This is a genomic window from Pseudalkalibacillus salsuginis, from assembly GCF_021646685.1.
Lineage (GTDB): Bacteria > Bacillota > Bacilli > Bacillales > Fictibacillaceae > Pseudalkalibacillus > Pseudalkalibacillus salsuginis.
In genome coordinates this window covers 350,436-369,908 of the sequence record NZ_JAKJHW010000003.1, presented here as the reverse complement: position 1 = coordinate 369,908, position 19,473 = coordinate 350,436, and the positions used below count along the sequence as shown (strand labels likewise).

General features: G+C 43.1%; 15 protein-coding genes and 1 tRNA gene. 4 read left to right on the top strand and 12 right to left on the bottom strand.

The features are described 5' to 3' along the window. Positions 1-66: 66 nt before the first annotated feature. The 7 genes from L1611_RS11060 to dcuS form a co-directional block, all read right to left on the bottom strand. The gene (locus L1611_RS11060) at positions 67-1,083 is read right to left on the bottom strand and encodes a sugar-binding transcriptional regulator (protein ID WP_236313141.1); all 1,017 of its coding nucleotides are present in this window, start codon (positions 1,081-1,083) and stop codon (positions 67-69) included. A 140-nt stretch (positions 1,084-1,223) separates the two neighbouring features. After that, positions 1,224-1,469 (bottom strand): glutaredoxin family protein, encoded by a 246-nt coding sequence (locus L1611_RS11055; protein ID WP_407681724.1) that lies wholly within the window; start codon positions 1,467-1,469, stop codon positions 1,224-1,226. 116 nt (positions 1,470-1,585) lie between these two features. Continuing rightward, the gene (gene rpoN / locus L1611_RS11050) at positions 1,586-2,920 is read right to left on the bottom strand and encodes an RNA polymerase factor sigma-54 (RefSeq protein WP_236313140.1); all 1,335 of its coding nucleotides are present in this window, start codon (positions 2,918-2,920) and stop codon (positions 1,586-1,588) included. 77 nt (positions 2,921-2,997) lie between these two features. Further along, entirely contained in the window at positions 2,998-3,903 is a 906-nt protein-coding gene (locus tag L1611_RS11045) for an AEC family transporter (RefSeq protein WP_236313139.1), read from the bottom strand. A gap of 76 nt (positions 3,904-3,979) precedes the next feature. Next, the gene (locus L1611_RS11040) at positions 3,980-5,302 is read right to left on the bottom strand and encodes a 2-hydroxycarboxylate transporter family protein (protein WP_236313138.1); all 1,323 of its coding nucleotides are present in this window, start codon (positions 5,300-5,302) and stop codon (positions 3,980-3,982) included. A 252-nt stretch (positions 5,303-5,554) separates the two neighbouring features. Next, on the bottom strand, positions 5,555-6,265 hold the full coding sequence (locus L1611_RS11035) for a response regulator (RefSeq protein WP_236313137.1): 711 nt from the start codon (positions 6,263-6,265) through the stop codon (positions 5,555-5,557). After that, the gene (dcuS, locus tag L1611_RS11030) at positions 6,258-7,877 is read right to left on the bottom strand and encodes a DcuS/MalK family sensor histidine kinase (RefSeq protein ID WP_407681723.1); all 1,620 of its coding nucleotides are present in this window, start codon (positions 7,875-7,877) and stop codon (positions 6,258-6,260) included. Before dcuS ends, L1611_RS11035 begins: the two co-directional genes overlap by 8 nt. A gap of 123 nt (positions 7,878-8,000) precedes the next feature. Between dcuS and L1611_RS11025 the strand changes: the two genes are divergently transcribed. After that, positions 8,001-8,074, top strand: a tRNA-Arg gene (locus L1611_RS11025). Between the two features lie 914 nt (positions 8,075-8,988). On the opposite strand, the gene L1611_RS11020 is transcribed toward L1611_RS11025, so the two are convergent. Then, positions 8,989-9,354 (bottom strand): winged helix-turn-helix transcriptional regulator, encoded by a 366-nt coding sequence (locus L1611_RS11020; RefSeq protein WP_225067765.1) that lies wholly within the window; start codon positions 9,352-9,354, stop codon positions 8,989-8,991. Between the two features lie 253 nt (positions 9,355-9,607). Here L1611_RS11020 and L1611_RS11015 point away from each other — a divergent pair, with 253 nt between their 5' ends. After that, on the top strand, positions 9,608-10,147 hold the full coding sequence (locus L1611_RS11015) for an NAD(P)H-dependent oxidoreductase (RefSeq protein ID WP_236313136.1): 540 nt from the start codon (positions 9,608-9,610) through the stop codon (positions 10,145-10,147). 273 nt (positions 10,148-10,420) lie between these two features. On the opposite strand, the gene L1611_RS11010 is transcribed toward L1611_RS11015, so the two are convergent. Both L1611_RS11010 and L1611_RS11005 read right to left on the bottom strand, forming a co-directional pair. After that, entirely contained in the window at positions 10,421-11,563 is a 1,143-nt protein-coding gene (locus tag L1611_RS11010) for a M14 family zinc carboxypeptidase (RefSeq protein ID WP_236313135.1), read from the bottom strand. 54 nt (positions 11,564-11,617) lie between these two features. Next, entirely contained in the window at positions 11,618-12,658 is a 1,041-nt protein-coding gene (locus tag L1611_RS11005; protein WP_236313294.1) for a M14 family metallopeptidase, read from the bottom strand. A gap of 393 nt (positions 12,659-13,051) precedes the next feature. Here L1611_RS11005 and L1611_RS11000 point away from each other — a divergent pair, with 393 nt between their 5' ends. Next, a complete protein-coding gene (locus L1611_RS11000) occupies positions 13,052-14,044 on the top strand; it encodes an LCP family protein (RefSeq protein WP_236313134.1) in 993 nt (330 codons plus the stop codon). 238 nt (positions 14,045-14,282) lie between these two features. Here L1611_RS11000 and L1611_RS10995 read toward each other — a convergent pair whose 3' ends face one another. Beyond that, positions 14,283-14,756, bottom strand: a complete 474-nt coding sequence (locus L1611_RS10995) for a helical membrane plugin domain-containing protein (protein ID WP_236313133.1) — start codon at positions 14,754-14,756, stop codon at positions 14,283-14,285. After that, positions 14,756-17,713: a formate dehydrogenase subunit alpha gene (gene fdhF / locus L1611_RS10990; protein WP_407681722.1), complete on the bottom strand. Its 2,958-nt coding sequence runs from the start codon at positions 17,711-17,713 to the stop codon at positions 14,756-14,758. Before fdhF ends, L1611_RS10995 begins: the two co-directional genes overlap by 1 nt. Before the next feature lie 545 nt (positions 17,714-18,258). On the opposite strand from fdhF, the gene clpP reads away from it, so the two are divergent. Then, the gene (gene clpP, locus L1611_RS10985; protein WP_236313132.1) at positions 18,259-18,858 is read left to right on the top strand and encodes an ATP-dependent Clp endopeptidase proteolytic subunit ClpP; all 600 of its coding nucleotides are present in this window, start codon (positions 18,259-18,261) and stop codon (positions 18,856-18,858) included. The last annotated feature ends 615 nt before the right edge of the window (positions 18,859-19,473 follow it).

Sequence of the window (19,473 nt, the reverse complement as noted above, 5' to 3'; positions counted from 1 at the left end):
TGCCAGGCACCGTTTTGGAACCCTTGCCAGTCCTGGTTTCTTGAACGGTGCCTGGCACCGAAGCACTTATTCCATCAGTTTTTTTGCGGCGCCTTCATCTGTGATGAGGATTTGATGCGGGCCGCGTTTCATGTATGCTGCGATTGCACTTGCTTTGCTGCTCCCGCCTGCAACCGCAAGGATTGTTTTATCATTTGTCAAATCATCCAGCTGTAAGCCTACTGTTTTCACTTTGTGGACAATTTTGCCATCCTTGTCGAAATAGTATCCGAAAGCTTCAGCTACTGCTTCCTGTTCTTCAATCTGCTGATAGACCTCAGGGGAAGATTTCCTTCGTTTAGCCATCGTTTTTGCTTCCCCAATACCATGGATGACGATTTCGGATGAACGGATCATTTCGAGAACATCCTTTACACCAGGTTCACCAATCAAGCTTTGATAGGCTTCATTGCTTAATTGGTCGGGAACATGAAGCAACCGATACTCACCGTTCGCTTTTTGAGCCATCATTGCACAGATGGTGTTCGCCTGATTTTCAACCTGTTCACCAAGCCCGCCTCGTGCAGGTACGATCAAAGGCTGCCGCTTCTTCGGTAAAGGTGTCATCATATCCGCCACTGCAGCCAGCGACGTTCCTCCAGTGACAGCGATTGTCTTCTGAGTCTTTAAAAGAGGTAAAAGCCTCTTGATTGCGGCTTTTCCCATTTCCTTTTTCACCCATGAATCTTGGTCGCTATCTCCTGGGACGATAATCACTTCCGCCAGGTTTAAGTTTTCCCGCAATAGTCCTTCTAAAACATGGAGGCCTGAAACTTGTTTCATAATATCTTCAAGCTCTAGAAGAATATGATTGCCCTCATCGCTCAAAGTCATACCTGATGATGTAACCTTCAGAAGGCCCTGTTCATGCAAGAATTCCACCTCTGCCCGGAGAACCCGTTCCGTTTGTTGCAGATTGGCAGCTAAACTTCTTCTACCGATTGGTTGCAAGTACCGGACATTTTGTAGGATCCGATAGCGATTCTGCATAACATCCAGCAAGTCTGGTAATAATTTTCGTTGTAAATCAATTAAGGGCTCCATCGCAACTCCCCTTGTTAAATGAGGGTTAGGGACCATTTCAGTCCCGCATAGTCATAATATGTCCCGATAAGGGTAAAAAAAATACGACTTACTTATATATTTATTATATTAGCAAGTCTGTAATAAGGTTTCAACAAAAATCACTTATAAAATGTAAGTAAGCGCTTTCTTAACGGAATCCGTTCGATGATACCATATTGAAGGTCTTCTCCGTCCACTTGTACGACAGGGATTATCACCCCGTACGCCTCTAACCATTCGTCATCCTGATAAATGTCCCGTTCTTCTATCGTAAAACCGAGTTCTTCCTGCAGCTCCTCAAGTACTAGAAGTGCTTTGTCGCACAATGGACAATTTGCTTTCGTATAAAAATGAACGGTCAACATGATTTTCGCTCCTTTTTTAAGGCTCTGTTATTCTAATTGGTTTACGAATATTACTCCTTTAAGTAACAAAGCCCTTTTTAGGTGAACGAAAACGATGGAACTGTGTGCGTCCATCGTTAAACGACGATGCTTTTTCTTTTTGAGGAAGCTGGAATCCGTAGTTCTTCTCGGTATTTCGCAACTGTCCTCCTTGAAATGTCAATGCCTTTCTCTTTTAGCGAGTTAGTAATCTTCTGATCAGAAAGCGGTTTGTGCTTCGGTTCCTCTTCTACCATTCGCTGTATCTGTATTTTCACTTGCGCAGAAGATGTATCTTCCGTCTGATTGGTTTTATCCAACTTGGAAGTAAACAAAGACTTCAACGCGACCGTCCCTTTCGGTGTTTGGACCGTCTTGTTTTTCACGGCTCTGCTGATCGTCGATTCATGGACATCGATATGCATTGCGACTTCCTTCAATGTCATTGGCCGCAATGCTTCATATCCCCGTTCGAAGAAAGCGCGTTGAGCCTCAAGCAAATAATCGCCGAGGTGCTGAAGCGTTTGCCTTCGTTGCTCTAAACTGCGTTTCAGCCACTCGAATTTATGAAGCTGGTTTTCCAAATAGCCCTTTGCATCACTATGCTGCTTCATAATCCGGAAATACCTTTCGTTCAATGACACTTCTGGCACCAAGTCATCATTCATTCTTATGGATAACTCGCCCTGTTTATCCTGTTCGATAAAGAACTCCGGTTCGATCCAATCCGCCCGGCTTTTTTCAAAACCTGAACAAGGTCTCGGATTAAGGGAACGAATAAAGTCATCCGCTTCCTTCAACTCTTTCATCGAAATTTTCAAAGTCTTGGATAGATAGGCAAACTTCTTATCTGCAAACGCATCGAGATGATGCTCGATAATCGATTTGACCACTGGGTTGTCACAATCCAACGCTTTTAACTGAAGTAACAGACATTCTGAAAGTGTTCTCGCACCAACACCGATCGGATCAAGCTGCTGGATTTCACTCAAAATCCGTTCAATTTTATCATTTGGGACTCCAAGCTCTTTCTGCAGACATTCCAGACTGCAATCCAAATACCCGTTCTCATCCAAACAATAAATCATATATTCTGCAATGGCTTTATCTTCTTCCGCCAGTTCAAGCCATGTCATTTGCTCAAGAAGATGGGCCTGTAAAGATTCATCTTCTGATTTTATGAAATTGACTGGGTTAAGATCATTTTCTTCATCGTAAAACCAGGAATCCCGATCGCTTTCCGTAGTCGAATTCTGCTCCCGCTTGGTATCGACCGGCTTTTCCTTCAGGTCGATCAATGGATTTTCGATCGCCTGCTGATGTAAAAATTGAGAAAGTTCGAGTGTAGGATATTGTAAAATCGTTATCGCTTGCCGTAACTCCTGGGTCATGACAAGTTTCATCGATTGCGTCTGATATAAGCCTAACTCCATAACAATCCCTCCTACCAACATCTTATCAAAAATGTATGCGCTTTAGCACCTTGAAATATTTTGAAAATAGTTGGCAGTCAAATCATGAATAACAAAAATGAGATTGTAGCAAGGCTTGCGACCGTACTGACAAACATCGCACTGGAGACATATTCTGACTTCAGCTCGAATTTTGTAGCCAGTAAAGTGGTTGTCGCCGCTGTCGGTGTGGCAGAAGAAAGGATGAGCACTTTCGCCCAAAGAGAATCCAATGGATAAAAGAATCCGATGATCAGAAAAGCAATCGCTGGATAAACGATCAGTTTGAAAGTCGTCGCCATAGTGATGAAGGACATCGCACTCTTCACGTTGATGTTTGATAGGTTGATTCCAAGCAACGTCAGTAAAGCAGGAATGGCTGCATTCCCCAATAGTTCAATCGGGTTCGACAGCGCGGATGGAACTTGGATAGCCGCTAATTTCAAAAAGATCGCCAACAGGATTGCGACGAATGCGGGCATTTTGAAAATGTTCGAAAAGGCTTGGCTAAATCCTGTCTCTTCGTTCCTGGATGCATAATAGATTCCTGCAGAGTTCATGAGCAGGGATTGGATGACGGCAAATATGATCCCGATCGTCACGCCTGTTTCCCCAAATGCAAACATGAGGATCGGAAGCCCATAGTTCCCTGCGTTCGGGAACGCGCTCGCAAGCATCATCGCATTTTTATAAGAAGGTCCCCATTTAAAAAAGAAACTGATCAAATTCATCAAAACGGCAAATAAAACAAACAACGATACCCCGAAAAGGGCAATTTTCCCTAGATCGGAAAAATTCAAGGATGAAGTAGTCACTGAATAAAAGAACAGGGCAGGACTGAAAACGTAGATGCATAAATCAGAGACTGGCTTTGGGTTCACACCTAGATACCTGCCCACGATAAAACCGATCAAAATGATAAAAAACACCGGGAATACAATATTGAGCAAATCAATTAAGAACATAACTTTCACCTGATTACTCTATTTATCTATATGAACAGGAAAAACAAATGAGGAGTCCCCTCCCCATTTGCTTCATTTAAAATAATATTGGGATTAATATACCGGCCAATAGAAGGATCAGCGCTCCACCCAGCCTGGATGAAATCTGTGCGAATGGCATAAGTTCCATTCTCTTTGAAGCTGACAGAACCGCAACGTCTCCGGTACCACCCATATTCGCCATACACAATCCAGCTGTGATCGCCGATTCAATCGGGTAGAAACCGACAAGACGACCAACCAGGGCTGAACCGATCGTAGCACCAAGTACGACAGCGAGGACAATTGCAATATATTGAAGGCTCAACGCATCAATTACCGCACCTAAATCCGTATAAGCGATCCCGATTCCAATCAGTAAAGCAAACGTCCAGTTCTTAGCGACGAATTGGTACCATTGGCTCGCTCCTTCTTCCACAATATTTGGAATGAGGTTGAAGATCTTACATACGGCAACGGCAATAATCATGAGAGCATAGGCATGCAATGGAATAAAACCTGCAAGGACTTGACCAAAAACGAAAAATGCTAAAGCGGCAAGTAGTCCTGCACCCATTTTACCAATATTCAAAGTCGTTTCTTCTTTTTCATATGTGAAGCCTTTCATCAGCTGTCCATTCCCGCTAAGTGACGGTTTCTTCTTACCGATCATATTGAGGACACTTGCGATGACGATCGCAAATACGTTCCCTAATGCCAGGGCAGGAACCAGAATTGAAATATAATAGCTTGGATCATTCCCCATTAGCTCAGAGTAGATTTGGGACATTGGGACTGCGCCAGCACCCATTCCACCACCCATGATCGGAAGGGTTATGACAAGTATAGCATCCATTACATCAAAACCTACAATATAGCCGACCAACCCTGCAAGGATGACCGCACCGATTACCGCTGAAAGAAGAGGTAACGCAAAACGTGCTCCAGCCTTGATCAGGATTTTCGAATTCATCCCTAGTATACTACCTGTAATCAGGGCTGCAATATAAAAGTTCAGGAACTCTCCATCTTTCATGAAGTCGGTGATCATGGTGACACTTTGTTCCGGCAGAATATTTCCGTATACGAGAAATGATGCCCCGAAAATGGCAACAATTGCTCCCCCGCCTAAATATGTCTTTACAATCGGAGTATGATCACCTAACCAGCCGAATAATTCACCTAGGATGATCATGACGATCAAGCTTCCGATCATCCCGCCTGGCAAGGTATCCGTGTAAAGCGCCGTCAGCATGACAGCCCCAAAAATGACAAACCATATAATTGGGGTGTTGAATAATGTCATTCTTTTCGGCGGTTCTTCTTGGATCTGTGGCTGTTTCTCGAATTTCTCTTCATCCTTATACGCAAGATTACTCATCTTCTCATCTCCTAACAATGATTTCTCAGGTTGCAAACGGTTTCAATTACCCGAGCACCTGATAAATGTCGAAATTAGTCTTAATTCGTATTGTAAGAGAAGATGAGTAAAACATTAAGGTTTTGTTATTATTGAAAAAGTTTTGTAAATAAAGAAATCGAGGTTCGGACAACCTACCGGGGTAGTCTGAACCCAATGCTGCCCTTAGACCAATCTTTGTTCGAGTAAAAGTAAGTAAACGGCTGAAATACTTTACAAATAGCTTTTGATGATATTGGTACTTTCTGGGACCCGACTGTATCTCGTCTGTGGTCTGCCGACGGATCCGTATACCGTCTGGGCTTCAAGGACACCGATATCTGTGAGGAATGATAGATATTTCCGTGTCGAGACGCGTGAAACGCCTACATTGAAGGTGAGGTCATCTGTGGAAAAATCATCATCCAAACCTATGATTTCATTCCACACCATCCTGAGGGTCTCCCTCGTCAATCCCTTCGGCAATTCAGCCATTTCAGCAACATCCTCTTCCCCTTTACGAAAAAGCAACTCATCTAACTCTTCTTGACTGGATTCCTTATGACGATCGAAGTAGACCTTCTTGCTTTTATATCTTCTCAACGCTGATTCAAACCTTTCAAATTCGAATGGTTTGATCAAGTAATCTACTGCTCCCAGCCTGATAGCTTTATTGATATTCACCTTATCGTTTGCCGCAGATATGATGATTATATCGACTGCTGCATCTTTTGCACGCACCTCTGATAAGAATTCAAGACCATTAAGCTTAGGCATGAAAATATCAAGCAAAATCAAATCGACCTGTTCCTGCTCGAGCACCTTGAATGCTTCCTTCCCATTATCAGAAACAGATACAAGATTGAATCCTTCCAATTGCTCTAAGTATCGTTTATTGAATTCTGCCACCATTGGATCGTCTTCTATGATCAATACGTTAATCATCATTTTCATCCTTGCTTTCATAAGGGATTCGAACTTCAAAAATCGTTCCTTTGCCTGGTTCAGAGGTGACCTGGACCTCCCCGTTCAATTTCTGGATGCTTTCATCGACGAGATGAAGTCCATACCCTCTTTCTGAATCTTTCGTCGAATATCCTTTGCGGAAGACTTGACTTAATTTTTCATCACTCATGCCAGTACCTTTATCCTTAACTTCAATTGTAAGGGTATCTTCCTCTTCATCAAAGACAAAACTGACCAATATCTTTTTATCCTTTGCATTTTTTACAGCTTCCAACGCATTGTCAATCAAATTTCCGACAATCGTGATGATTTCATGAATGATTCCCTCTTCACGCGGCATGGGAACGAATGTGTCACTTGATAAGGAAACATGCATGCTTTGTTCACGTGCATAACTCATTTTGGCAAGGACAAAACCAGCTAAAACCGGGTCCTTGATCCTTTTTGCGATAAAACCGATTTCTTCTTGATAATGGTTTGTAATCTGGCTGATGTAGGTTGGCAGCTGCTCATAAGATTTCATATGGACCATCCCTAAGATCACATGAAGTTTATTTTTGAATTCATGCGCTTGTGCCCTGAGTGCTTCTGCATACATCCGAACGCCTGTGAGCTCTTCCGCAAGTCGCTTGATTTCCGTTAGATCCCTGAATGTAGAGATTGCTCCGACTACTCTGCCTTCAACTTTTATCGGTACGATATTTGCTAACAAAGCGATGCCATTCAAGTTGGTCTCTTGATCAAGTTCCGGGCTTCCAGTTTGAATCACTTTCATGAGTTTGGAATCATCCAGATAAGTACCGATATTCTCCCCTAACAAGTCCCCCTGCAAACCTGCTTGCTTGAAGATTTTTTCAGCTGTATCATTCGCAAGCGTAATCGTACCTTTTTCATCAATGGTCAGGATCCCTTCTACTGTCGACTGCAGCATCTTGTTCCGTTCTTCAAACACTTTTGCGATCTGTGAGGGTTCAAGACCGAACAGGATTTTCCGGACTCTCCTGCCTAAGAGGATTGCCCCGATACCCCCGATTACTGCCCCGAAAAGGATCCCTATGTAAATGATGTATCTGCTTTTACTGACAGCCTCTTCAATACTGCTTAACGAAATCCCGACAGCAACAGCACCAATCTGTTTACTTTCATCCGAGTTATAGATCGGTGTGAAGGACCTCAATGACATCCCTAACGTCCCTTTAGCGATCGAGACATGCTCCTTCCCTTTTAGAACTTCAGCCTCATCCCCGCCGACAAAGCTCTTCCCGATTTTTTCTTCATCAGGATGGGATTTACGAATGCTATTCATATCAAAAACAACGACATAATCTACATCCGTCACCTCCCGGATGTCTTCAGCAAACGTTTGGATCTCCCGCTCAGGCAGATCACCTTCCATGCCATTGATCACAACTGGAGAATTAGCGACCATCCTTGATATATCCGTCGCTTTTTCCTCGAGATGCTGATACGTCCGCTCCGAGATCTCCTTACCTATAAGGAGGTATGTAACCAACAGGGCGATGATCACGACACTGCATACAAGTAATATGATTGTTGTCTGTAACCGTAAATTCGGCATTCTCAGTTTCACCAAAAGAGCCTCCAAAATAATCATTTCATTGGTTTTCGAAAAATTGTGATTGCATCGACATCCAGCTTCTACTATAATATTCTATGTCCTATTATAGAGTCATTTTTGATTATTTACCATCTTGCGCTCGTAGCTCAGTTGGATAGAGCAATGGTTTCCGGTGCCATGTGTCGGGGGTTCGAATCCCTCCGAGCGCGCTAACAATGAAGGACCGTCCTTCAGGGTAGGACACGGGAGTGTCCCATTAGTGTCTGACTCTCACCGCCCCTAGCAAACATTTTGAGAAAAAGTGTGTTTTTGAAACAAAATGTTGTGTGGTGGTGTCTGACACTATTGTTTTGGGACAGCCCCACCCTTACTCAACGTTCACCACCTGCCCCTTTGAAACCCAAATTCCATTTTTCTCATTTTCAGTCCCCCTAAAGGGTTGTATGAGGACCCCAAAATCGGTTTCCCACTTTTTCAGGGTCTCATAACGACTTCATAAGTACCTCAAAATCGGTCTTCTACTTTTTCAGGGTCTCATAACGCCTTCATAAATACCTCAAAATCAGTTTCCCATTTTTTCAGGGTCTCATAACACCTTCATGTGTACCTCAAAATGGCTCAATCTTCTAGTGACCTACGTGACTATACGGGTCGCTTTCGTTTTTCTTAAGCCCGCAGAAAGGGAGTGAATTTTGGTAAATATCTCAATTTTCTGCGGTTACAAGTAACTCAGAGCGTTCTTCTGAGACAACAAATGAATCTAGACATCTACCACCACCCAAAACCCTCCATTTTCCTACCGTAAAAAGGGACCTCAAAAGCTGGATTCCAGCCTTCAGGTCCCTCATCCACTTTATTGGATTGGTGTTAAGTAACAATAAAGTTGTTCATTTACAATAAAGTCGTTTTTAAAAAAAGCCAGTCATGCTATTCAATAATCGGGCCATTTAATTGAATTAGAGGTTGCATAAATCTTCGGAAGTTTACAACTTTATTTTAATCAACAGCTTTTAGGACGGAAGTTACGCCGCGTTCCGATAAAAAAGTACATGTATGTTCGAAATGGAATGGTATGTACAGGAACGAAAAAAGGCACCTTTGCCAGAGTCTTTTTTCATTGAGGTCAAAGGGTGTTCGCATTGTCTCCATTCGCATTCTTCATAAATTCGATATGCTTAAATCCCCACCCGCACATGTCGGTCAAAACCGAACTTAGCGTTCTTCCGTGATCGGACAAAAAATATTCAACTTTGGGCGGAATCTCTGGATATACTCGGCGTTCGATGAGTCCGTCCCGTTCCATTTCACGAAGCTGATTGGTAAGCATTCCTTGCGTGACATTCGGGAGCAGACGTCTCAATTCCCCGAACCGCTTTGTGCCTTGATTTAGTAAAATAAACAAAATGAGTGGCTTCCATTTTCCTCCGATCACCTGCAGAGTGGCCAATATCCCCTGTGTGTTATTAGAATCATGAATTTCCTCTCGCATCTTACCATCTCCCGATCACATGATCTTTACCTTGTTAGTTGTAATTTTAACAAAGTATCAAGAATGAAAACAGTACGATGATTTATCATACTTAGTACGGTTTACCGTACTACCTACCGACATCAGGCGCCGTCTACGGTACGTTTCACAGGACTTAGTCTGAAAAAAAAGCGTACTTTGCAAAAATGAATTTCCGCATAATAATAGGGGTGTAGATCGCGATACTACGAAAAATAAAGAAAGGATGATCGTTATGAACATTATGGTTATCGCTGCACATCCCAATCTAAATAATTCCCGGGCCAATAAGGCTTTGGCACGAGAGCTGAAAGATCACAATGACATCTATTTTCGCGACCTCTATCAGGAATACCCCAATTGGAGTATCAATGTGGAGAGGGAGCAACAATTGCTACTGCAATATGACCGGGTTGTGTTTCAGTTCCCCTTTTATTGGTATAGCTGCCCTCCTCTTTTAAAAAAGTGGTTCGATGATGTATTGACGTTCGGCTGGGCTTTTGGACCCGGAGGCGATCATTTGAAAGGTAAAGAGTTTATGGTCGTAACGACGACAGGCGGTACGGAAAGGCAATACCGTTCGGGGGCTTACAACTGGTTCACGATCAGCGAATTATTAAGACCGATACAAAGTACCCTCACCAGATGCAACGGCACCTATCTTCCCGCATTTATCACCTATAATGCAAACGAAGGCACGGGTGAATATCTTGAGCAAGAGGCTAAAAAGTATGCGGAACACATCCAAACTTCCATGAGTGTGCTTGTCCATTAATTTCATCGTGTTAAATAACGCGATGACCAGTTGTCACCTAAAAAAGGAACAAGTGTTTCGTATGAAAAGTTCTTTACTGGAATAAGCTATTGTTCTTCAACTAACGTGGCAGTATTATGGAGTAACATATAAATTTTAACGACTTGATTGTTATATTTTTAAGTATAGTAAAGTTTCTTACATCAAAAATTAAATAACTATATTTTAACCCCGTCCTAAATTTAGAACGGGGTTATGTGTGTCAGAGGTTTTGAAAATTCAATAACTTTATTGTCAATTTACAACTGGTACTATCCCTGCATAATCTGTCAAGTATCCGTCCACAGGATAAGCAGGAATATCATTCCAATGATCCGGATCGACTTCATGGATCTCGTTCGAAGCGATGCCTTTCAACAATTCATTTAACGCCAAGTAGTTTTGCTTAGTCAAATATCCGTTTGATTTCTGACCTAGGTTCCCTTCTCGTGTATTCCCTTTCGTTTCAAAAAAGATCGCAGGGTTGCTATGGCCATCAGGATTCAAATTATTGTAATTCAGACCAAGCATCATGGCCGAAACAACTCCGCCTTTGATGTCTATATAATATTTTGCATCGTCACCACCGACCTGATATTGATCGATGTGCGTGTATCCATAGCGGGTAAGCCTGTCATACACATAGGCTTGCATCTGTTTTGTGACCTTGTTATAGTAACCGTCTTGCAACCCAGGGAGCGTCGGTCCATCTGGTGCTAGAGAAATACCAAGTGAAAAACTGGTTGATTCATTTGTTCCAAAAACAGTCTTAAAGCCTTGATGGTGTAGATCAATCGCGAAATCCGGCTTAACATCTGTCCAATAGGAATAAACGACTTCAGACTCCTTTGCTTCAAAGCCATCCAGCTTCCAATCCCGGTTGAGATCGACGTAAGCCGAATCACTAACGGGGTCACCGTTCTCATCCATCAGTTGTGTTCCTCTCGTATTCATGATACTTCCATCAGGATTATACATCGGGATCACGTAAAGAGTAAGTTCATCCAGTAACGTCTTTACGTCCGGATTCCCTGAACTTCCTAACGTTTTTAAAAGTTGCATGACAGCCTCTGTCGTCAATTTCTCATCGCCATGGATCTGTGCTTGGATCCAGACTTTCGTGTCCCCTTCACCGACTTTTGCAACGTAAATGCTTCGGTCCTGCTCTGATTTCCCGTATTCATCCAGTGCAGATACGTCGATTTTTCCGTTGCTTTTCTTTTCGAGATGGAAAAGCTGATCAACCATCTCCTGATATGTCATGATGCTGCTAATATTATCGTTTCCGTTTGTCGATGGACCGCCAGGCTTCGTGTTCCCCGCTGCATAAACACTGCTAGCCCCTAGTACAACCCCGGCAATGGACAGGAATGTAATGAATTTCATCAATTTTTGCACGTAATAAAAACCTCCTACTTCAAACTGGAATCATTCTTATCTGGAAAGCAGTGTTCATTCGCCTTTCCAACCGCTTTCCGGCAACGTATCCCAGAAGGATGTATCCGCTGTTTCAATCGAACCATCGGCAATTGCCTTCAAAGATGCTTCCATAGCCACTACAGCTTGCTGGATTAAGTATCCGTTACTCTTTTGACCTAACACGTACGGCTCGTAGTAATGATCGGCCATCCCTCTCATTTCCATTAACAGTGTGGAAATCCCGTATTCCATGGCAATTCCGTTTCTGCCGATCGTTGGAGCTGTACCACCAACATACTTAGACAATGTTCCGTAACCCTTCGCTTCGACTGCTTCATAGATTACTGAGCCGAGTTTTTTAGAATTCTCGACCACTTCAGGTGAAACACTCTCATTCGTAGGGTAAAGGATCGATCCAGATACAAGTTCATCACTATCTCCCAATGTCGTTTGTGTCCCCTGATGATGGAGATCAATCATGTAATCAGGTTGATATTTTTTCAGGACATTTTCATGGAACGCCTGAGTTTCCGGCTGTTCTTTTGCAACATGATCACGGTTCAGGTCCACTTCATTCGCGTTATAACGCGTGTGGGTCCCTGATACATAATCTTCAAGTGAAAAATTGACGTCTCCTTCTGCGCCATCAACATTCAGGCGAGGAGCAACAAGCACATTCACGTTCTCAAGTATGTGCTGTACATCCTTCCCGTTCGATGTCAGGTGCTGGATCAATTTCAATGCACCTTCTGTGATCAAGGTTTCATTTCCATGCTGTTGGGTTAAAAATAAAATAGTTGGATTATCAGGATTGCTGATGAATTTCGCCAGGTACAGGTCTCTGTTTTTAACTGACTTACCATACGATTCGACAGTCAACGCTTCAGATTTCGTATCCTGCTTCTCTAAGAAATCAACCATTTCCTCATAATTGTGGAGTCTTTCATTTTTGATTGTTTCATTTCCGTTGTAATTAGGACCCTCTCCAACTGCATACGCATCACCGACAGGAAAGCTGAAAAGCATCCCAGCACTAAGCGCCACACTCGACAAAACTTTCATCGTTTTTTTCATCATTATTTTTCCCTTCCTTTCGAAAATCGAAATATATATACATCCTTCTATTAAAACTGACAAATTACCTTCAATATGAAAATAAACAGGAAGGAACAGCTAGGAATCCGACAAATCTAAACGCGCTTTGACAATAAGAGGGTCTACAGAACTAGGTATTTATGTACAATTATTTTATGAAGGTCAGGAATACCAACTGTTCAAGCCATTCGACATTTTCACGGGCTATGATTTCTTGATCTTTTGAAACTCTCATGCTTTTAAATCGTCTATATATGAGAGGTATTATAAGGTAATCCTGTCATTACGGTGTAGGGTTTGACAAAATGTGATATAATTTTGCAGAATATAAAACTTCATAATTACCGACTTATGATGGTGGTGAATATAGATATGGCTTCTCGGATGGAGCAAAAAAAGAAAAAAAGCAAGAAGGGAAGTTTTCTGAAAAGGACTTTGTTGGTATTGGTACTCCTTTTTTTCGCAGTGGCTGGATATGCAGCGATCCAATACTATCAAGGCCTGCAACAAGCAGATCCTTCTGCAGAAATGGAAAGTGATTATGAATTCAATGCCCCAGAGGAAAAAATCGAGGGGAAATATAATGTGCTTTTATTAGGTGTCGACGCTCGAGGAGAAGAGGACTCGAGAACGGATACGATCATGATTGCACAGTACGATACAAAAACGGAAGAGACAAAACTTGTTTCTTTGATGCGGGACTCTTATGTCGAGATACCGGGTTATAGTAAAAATAAGATCAATACTGCCTTTTTCCATGGTGGTCCTGAGCTTTTACGAAAAACGATCAAGCATAATTTCGGCATAGATATCCATTACTACGCTTTGGTCGATTTCAAAGGGTTTGAGGATGTAGTAGATACAATCGCACCAGATGGGATTGAAATGGATGTCGAAAAACGGATGTCGCAGAATATCGGTGTTACACTTGACCCTGGTGTCCAAAATCTGAATGGGAAGAAATTACTCGGGTATGCAAGGTTCCGGCATGATGCAGAAGGAGACTTTGGCCGGGTAAGACGTCAGCAAAAAGTGATTTCAGCGGTGAAAGATGAGTTCACAAGCCTTTATGGGATCTCCAAGCTTCCAAAGGTCATGGGGACGATCCAACCTTACATTGATACGAATATGAAGATGTTGACCGCAATCGGCCTTGCAAAAGATGTCATGTTGAATAAGAGTGAGATCGAGACGATGAAAATCCCGGTCGATAACACGTGGAATGATCCAACTTATCAGGGTATCGGTCAAGTGCTTGAAATGGATATAGAAGCCAACAAACAAGCCTTGCAAGAATTCCTGGGATTAGACCCTAATTCCTCGAACATGACAACTCAATCCGATGATGAAGAACCCGAATCATAAGAAAAGCGCAAACGCCCTGATCAACAGATGCTGAGCCAGAGTTTCGGTTATAAAGAAGAAAGCTGCCTTAATCATCTTAAGAAGATGTTTACCGGGCAGCTTTTTTTAAGTGTTTTTATTTGTTTAGGTGCCAGGCACCATTTGAAAACCCTTGGTACGCATGTGTTTGGAATCGGTGTCAGGCACCACCTGAAAACCCTTTCGCCCCAACACTTCTGAAATGGTGCCTGGCACCGATTTATTCTTCTTTGCCCATGCCTCTGAGGAAGGCGAGGATGGAGCGGATGGAGCGGTTCACCTCGGGGTCTTTCAACGATTTGATCAGTTGAAGCATGCTGATCATGTCATCTTTTTCTTCCTCGATATCTGCTTCTAATATACCTCTGTTGATTTTTTCCATGAATGGCTGCATCTTTTCGAATTCGATCGTTCCCAAAAATCCGATGAAATCGACGACATTCCGAGCGAACTTCGCATTATGAGGCCGGTTGATTTCCCGGAAGAATGCAGACCTCGCCTGGTCCCTATGGTTCACCAATGCACTTATGAATGGCAGCAGGTCACTTTCATGCAGCCTGTCGACTAGATCAATCAGCTCAAGGATCGCGTCCTTCCGTTCAGCCAATGCTTGTTCGATCTCCTCAATCCCTTTTTCGCGGGCTTCGTCCTTGGAAGGAACGAGAGGTTCAACTTTCCGGGTAGCCTTAGCCATTATCTTTTCACATCCTTCTCTCGTACGACATCCCCTGGGAACACATAATCATCACGCTTCCATTTTCCCCCGATTCTAATACCGATCTGCGGCTGCCGGTTACCAAAACGATGGTTGTTATGCGGAAGCGGACTCTGACCTTCGAAATTCAGCAAATCCATTTTCACCGCTGTATCTTTATATGCAGGGGTATCGGTATCTTTATCCACTTCACTCGACGTCAACTTGTTTACAGCTAGATCCCCATTATCATTCAAGGGAATGTACAGCTCTTTCCCCTTCACTCTTTCTGTAACCACGACCCTGCCTTTGACCGAGCCTGTCCGTGATGTCAGTCTTACTGTAGAACCGTCTTTCAGACCACGGTCTTTTGCCAGCTCAGGAGATACCTCAATAAAACAGAAAGGGGTTTTCCGGGTGATCCCTTCTGACTTGTAGGTCATATTCCCCTCATGGAAATGCTCCAGCAACCGTCCGCTGTTGACATGAAGGTCGTACTCTTCATTAGTACCTGTCGGCTCTGTCCAATCGACATAAAACAATCTGGCTTTTCCGTCATTAAAATGAAATTCCTCTTCATAAAGCATCGGCATGTCAACTCCTTCTTCATCAACAGGCCAGAGAAGGCTTTTATAACCTTCCAAACGTTCGTAGGATACACCTGCAAACAATGGTGTCAGCTTAGCGATTTCATCCATGATTTGAGCGGGGCCTTGATAATTCCATCCCGCTTCAAGTTCATTCGCGACCATTTGCGTAATTTCCCAGTCAGGCTTTGCATCACCAAGTGTAGGAAGAGCCGGATAGATCCGCTGGATACGCCGTTCCGTATTCACGAATGTCCCTTCTTTCTCAAGACTCGGTACTGCCGGTAAAATCACATCCGCAAACTCTGAAGTCCTTGATAAAAACAAATCCTGTACGACAAAGAAATCAAGCTGTTCAAAACCGCGCTGGACGTAATTGGCATTCGCATCCACGATTCCCATATCCTCGCCCTGAAGGTAAAGGGCACGTAAGGATCCATCATGAATGGCATCGACCATCCCATGGTTGGTCAGACCAGGCTCACCTGGCAAATCAACTTTCCATGCCTCTTCAAACTTTTTGCGGATCTCATCATTCTGGACATCCTGGTATCCAGGGAATGTGTTTGGCATGCTGCCGAAGTCACTGCACCCTTGTACATTGTTGTGCCCCCTAAGCGGATAAGCCCCTGTCCCATGACGACCGTAGTTGCCTGTTACGATCAGCAGGTTCGAAATCGCAGTGCTCGTATCGCTTCCGCCTTTTTGCTGCGTAACACCCATCGCCCAGCAAATCACCGTCGATCCAGATCTATGGATTTCCTCTGCAATATTGACCATCGTCTCTTTCGAAAGGCCTGTTACTTCTTCAGCATAATCAAGCGTAAACTTCTTGATCTTTTCAAAGTATTCTTCAACATTAATTACTCGGTTCTTTAAAAATTTCTCGTCATGCCAGCCTTGTTTGATGATATAGTTCGTTACTGCTGACAGCCAGACAAGGTCTGAACCTGGTCTCGGACTTATGAACAGATCCGCACGTTCAGCCATCTCATGTTCACGGATATCAGCAACGATTACCCTCTGTCCGAACAGCTTTTGTGCTTTTTTGATCCTTGAAGCCAAAACAGGATGCGATTCCGCAGTATTCGAACCGATTGTAATGACAAGGTCTGCTGTCGCAATATCGTCGATCGAGCCCGAATCCCCGCCATAACCGACTGTCCGGAACAGACCTTTCGTTGCCGGAGACTGACAGTATCTTGAACAGTTATCGACATTGTTCGTTCCAAAAACCTGCCGGGCTAGCTTCTGAACCAAGTAGGACTCTTCATTCGTAGCTTTGGAGGAGGCGATGAATCCGAGAGCATCCGGTCCGCTTTCCGCATGGATTTCTTTCAATCTTTTTCCGACATATGAAATCGCCTCATCCCATTCCGCTTCCTTGAATGTATCCCCATGTCGAATAAGAGGTTTTGTCAACCGCTCTTCACTATTCACATAGTCCCAGCCGAACTTCCCCTTTACACAAGTCGAAATCCCGTTGGCTGGTGCTTCAGGCTGAGGCTGGACTTTCAAAATATGGCGGCCCTTCGTCCATACATCGAAACTGCAGCCTACCCCACAATACGTACAAACCGTTTTCGTTTTCTCAATACGATCTTCACGCATTTCCGCTTCAGTGTCTGAAATCGCAAACAACGGCCCGAATCCAGACTCAACGTTTTTTGTGAAATCAATCATCGACCTCAAAGTCCCCTGTTCAACATCTGTCAGATACCCTGCTTCCTTGATCATGGACTTTTCCATAAGCGCGTTACACGGACAAACGGTTACACACTGACCGCAATTGACACAAGAAGACTCATCAATCGGTACATCGTTATCCCAGAGGACACGCGGCTGTTTCCTTTCCCAATCGATTGTCAGCGTCTCATTGACCTCGACATCCTGGCAAACCTCGACACAACGACCGCATAAAATGCATTGGTTCGGATCATATCGGTAAAACGAACCTGAATCATCGATGTTGTACCCCTTTTCTTTAAAAGCAATCTGTTGGTGTTCCTTCTGCATCTCAGCCACCGTGTTATGGATAGCGCATCGACCATTATTGTAATCACAAACCGTACAATACAATTCATGCTTGTGCAATATCTGATCCATCGCTAGATCCTGTGCTTTATGTACATCTTCATGCTGTGTGTTGATCTCCATATCTGCTTCAAGCTCCATCCCACAAGCCCGTTGCAGTTCTCCATCCACTTCTACAATGCACGTATCACAACTCTCGATCGGTCCAAGGCTTTCATGGAAACAGATGGCCGGTACATTTACATCTTCCGCATTTAAGAATTGTAGTATATTCTGCCCTTCTGACGCCTGATACTCAGTCCCATTTACAATTACTCGAACCATTTCCCCAGACAAGGTTGAGCCCTCCTTATTTTACAATCAACAAACAGAGCAAGCGATCATCATGTTGAAAATTAACCGCTTACTTTAAGCCCGTCTCTAGTATTCTGTTTCCCTTTCAATCCTGCTATAAACCATTTATCAATATTCAGCGAATTCATCGATAGTTGGTGCTCCGTGCATTTTATCATTCCTCCAAAGAATTGAATGTTTAAAACCGATAAGAACGGGAAAAATGATATGATGTATACATAGATTCTTACATAAGGGTCATAGGTTTTTTTAAAAAGCTTTCTTAATTTCAAATGTTGATTTTTCCAGATTGATTGCTTAAAGCGAAATTTGCAACACTCCTACGGGAAAAGCTTTCGGATCGCCCGCGGAAAGAGAGTTGATTTCGTGAAAAGCAACAAGTAAAAATAACAGAGCTTTTGAAAAAGGTGAAATACGTCGAACGAAAAATCCGATGATAGGAGCCTAAAAGTTTGACCTATATTGACCTATTGAGTAAGATGAAGTAAAGCCATAAAGATACTTATGGAAAGAGGAGGATTTCTGAAATGAACTTAATCCCAACAGTTATTGAACAAACGAACCGCGGGGAACGTGCCTATGACATATACTCCCGCCTTCTTAAAGATCGTATCATCATGTTAGGAAGCGCGATTGACGACAATGTCGCAAACTCGATTGTTGCGCAACTCCTATTCTTGGCTGCCGAAGATCCTGATAAAGACATTTCACTTTATATCAATAGTCCTGGAGGATCCATCACATCAGGTATGGCGATTTATGATACGATGCAATTCATCAAGCCGAAAGTCAGCACAATCTGTATCGGTATGGCAGCATCAATGGGGGCATTCTTACTTACAGCTGGAGAACCTGGAAAACGTTTCGCCCTTCCGAACAGTGAAGTGATGATTCACCAGCCACTAGGCGGAACACAAGGTCAAGCGGCTGATATTGAAATCCATGCTCGTCGTATCATTGAGATGCGTGAGAAACTAAATAAGATCATCGCAGAACGTTCAGGTCAACCACTAGAGATTGTTGAACGTGACACAGATCGAGATAAATTCATGAGTGCTGAAGCAGCGAAAGAATACGGTCTGATAGATGAGGTCATCGAAAAACCAGTAACCCAAGATAGTAAATAATCGTTGGAGAGGCAGCTGGACCAGCAGCCCTATTAAGAAAAGCGTAAACGCCCTGTTTAGCCACGAACGTCACTGGAAGTCCGACGAGGAGGCTGTAAAGATCGGTTTTTCGGGTTGTAAGTGCCTCATAAAGGTCTTATGAGTAACTTAAGATCGGGTTTTCGCGTTGTAAGTGCTCCATAAAGGTCTTATGAGTACCTTAAGATCGGTTTTTCGCGTTGTAAGTGCCTCATACAAGTCTTATGAGTACCTTAAAATCGATTTTTCGCGTTGTAAGTGCCTCATTAAGGTCTTATGAACCAAAAAAGTTCGGTTCTGCGTGGGTAAACCCTTCGACCTAAATCAATGTGTTGCCACCATAGGAGGACTGAGGGGATCCGAGTGGTTGGGCGTTGAAGCTGGACATCAAAACAAAATTTTTTATACCTTCTTATCTTTGAGAAAGAGCCACTGAGAAAAATGAAAATTCTCAGTGGCTTTTGCCTTTATGAGTCTTCTTTTCTAATCAATTCTTTCTTTTTTCATAGATGCAAACACAATAAGCTAATTTCGGATATACTCCCGATTGTTCAATATAAAAGTGTCCCAACTGCCTTAGTTGGAAGCATAATTTTC

Bases quoted from the DNA above. Each gene is read 5' to 3' on its own strand.
- L1611_RS11045 (WP_236313139.1), bottom strand. From the start codon at position 3,903: ATGTTCTTAATTGATTTGCTCAATATTGTATTCCCGGTGTTTTTTATC.
- L1611_RS11060 (WP_236313141.1), bottom strand. From the start codon at position 1,083: ATGGAGCCCTTAATTGATTTACAACGAAAATTATTACCAGACTTGCTG.
- L1611_RS11000 (WP_236313134.1), top strand. From the start codon at position 13,052: ATGGCTTCTCGGATGGAGCAAAAAAAGAAAAAAAGCAAGAAGGGAAGT.
- L1611_RS11035 (WP_236313137.1), bottom strand. From the start codon at position 6,265: ATGATTAACGTATTGATCATAGAAGACGATCCAATGGTGGCAGAATTC.
- L1611_RS11055 (WP_407681724.1), bottom strand. From the start codon at position 1,469: ATGTTGACCGTTCATTTTTATACGAAAGCAAATTGTCCATTGTGCGAC.
- L1611_RS11015 (WP_236313136.1), top strand. From the start codon at position 9,608: ATGAACATTATGGTTATCGCTGCACATCCCAATCTAAATAATTCCCGG.
- L1611_RS11040 (WP_236313138.1), bottom strand. From the start codon at position 5,302: ATGAGTAATCTTGCGTATAAGGATGAAGAGAAATTCGAGAAACAGCCA.
- rpoN (WP_236313140.1), bottom strand. From the start codon at position 2,920: ATGGAGTTAGGCTTATATCAGACGCAATCGATGAAACTTGTCATGACC.
- clpP (WP_236313132.1), top strand. From the start codon at position 18,259: ATGAACTTAATCCCAACAGTTATTGAACAAACGAACCGCGGGGAACGT.
- L1611_RS11020 (WP_225067765.1), bottom strand. From the start codon at position 9,354: ATGCGAGAGGAAATTCATGATTCTAATAACACACAGGGGATATTGGCC.
- L1611_RS11005 (WP_236313294.1), bottom strand. From the start codon at position 12,658: ATGAAAAAAACGATGAAAGTTTTGTCGAGTGTGGCGCTTAGTGCTGGG.
- L1611_RS10995 (WP_236313133.1), bottom strand. From the start codon at position 14,756: ATGGCTAAGGCTACCCGGAAAGTTGAACCTCTCGTTCCTTCCAAGGAC.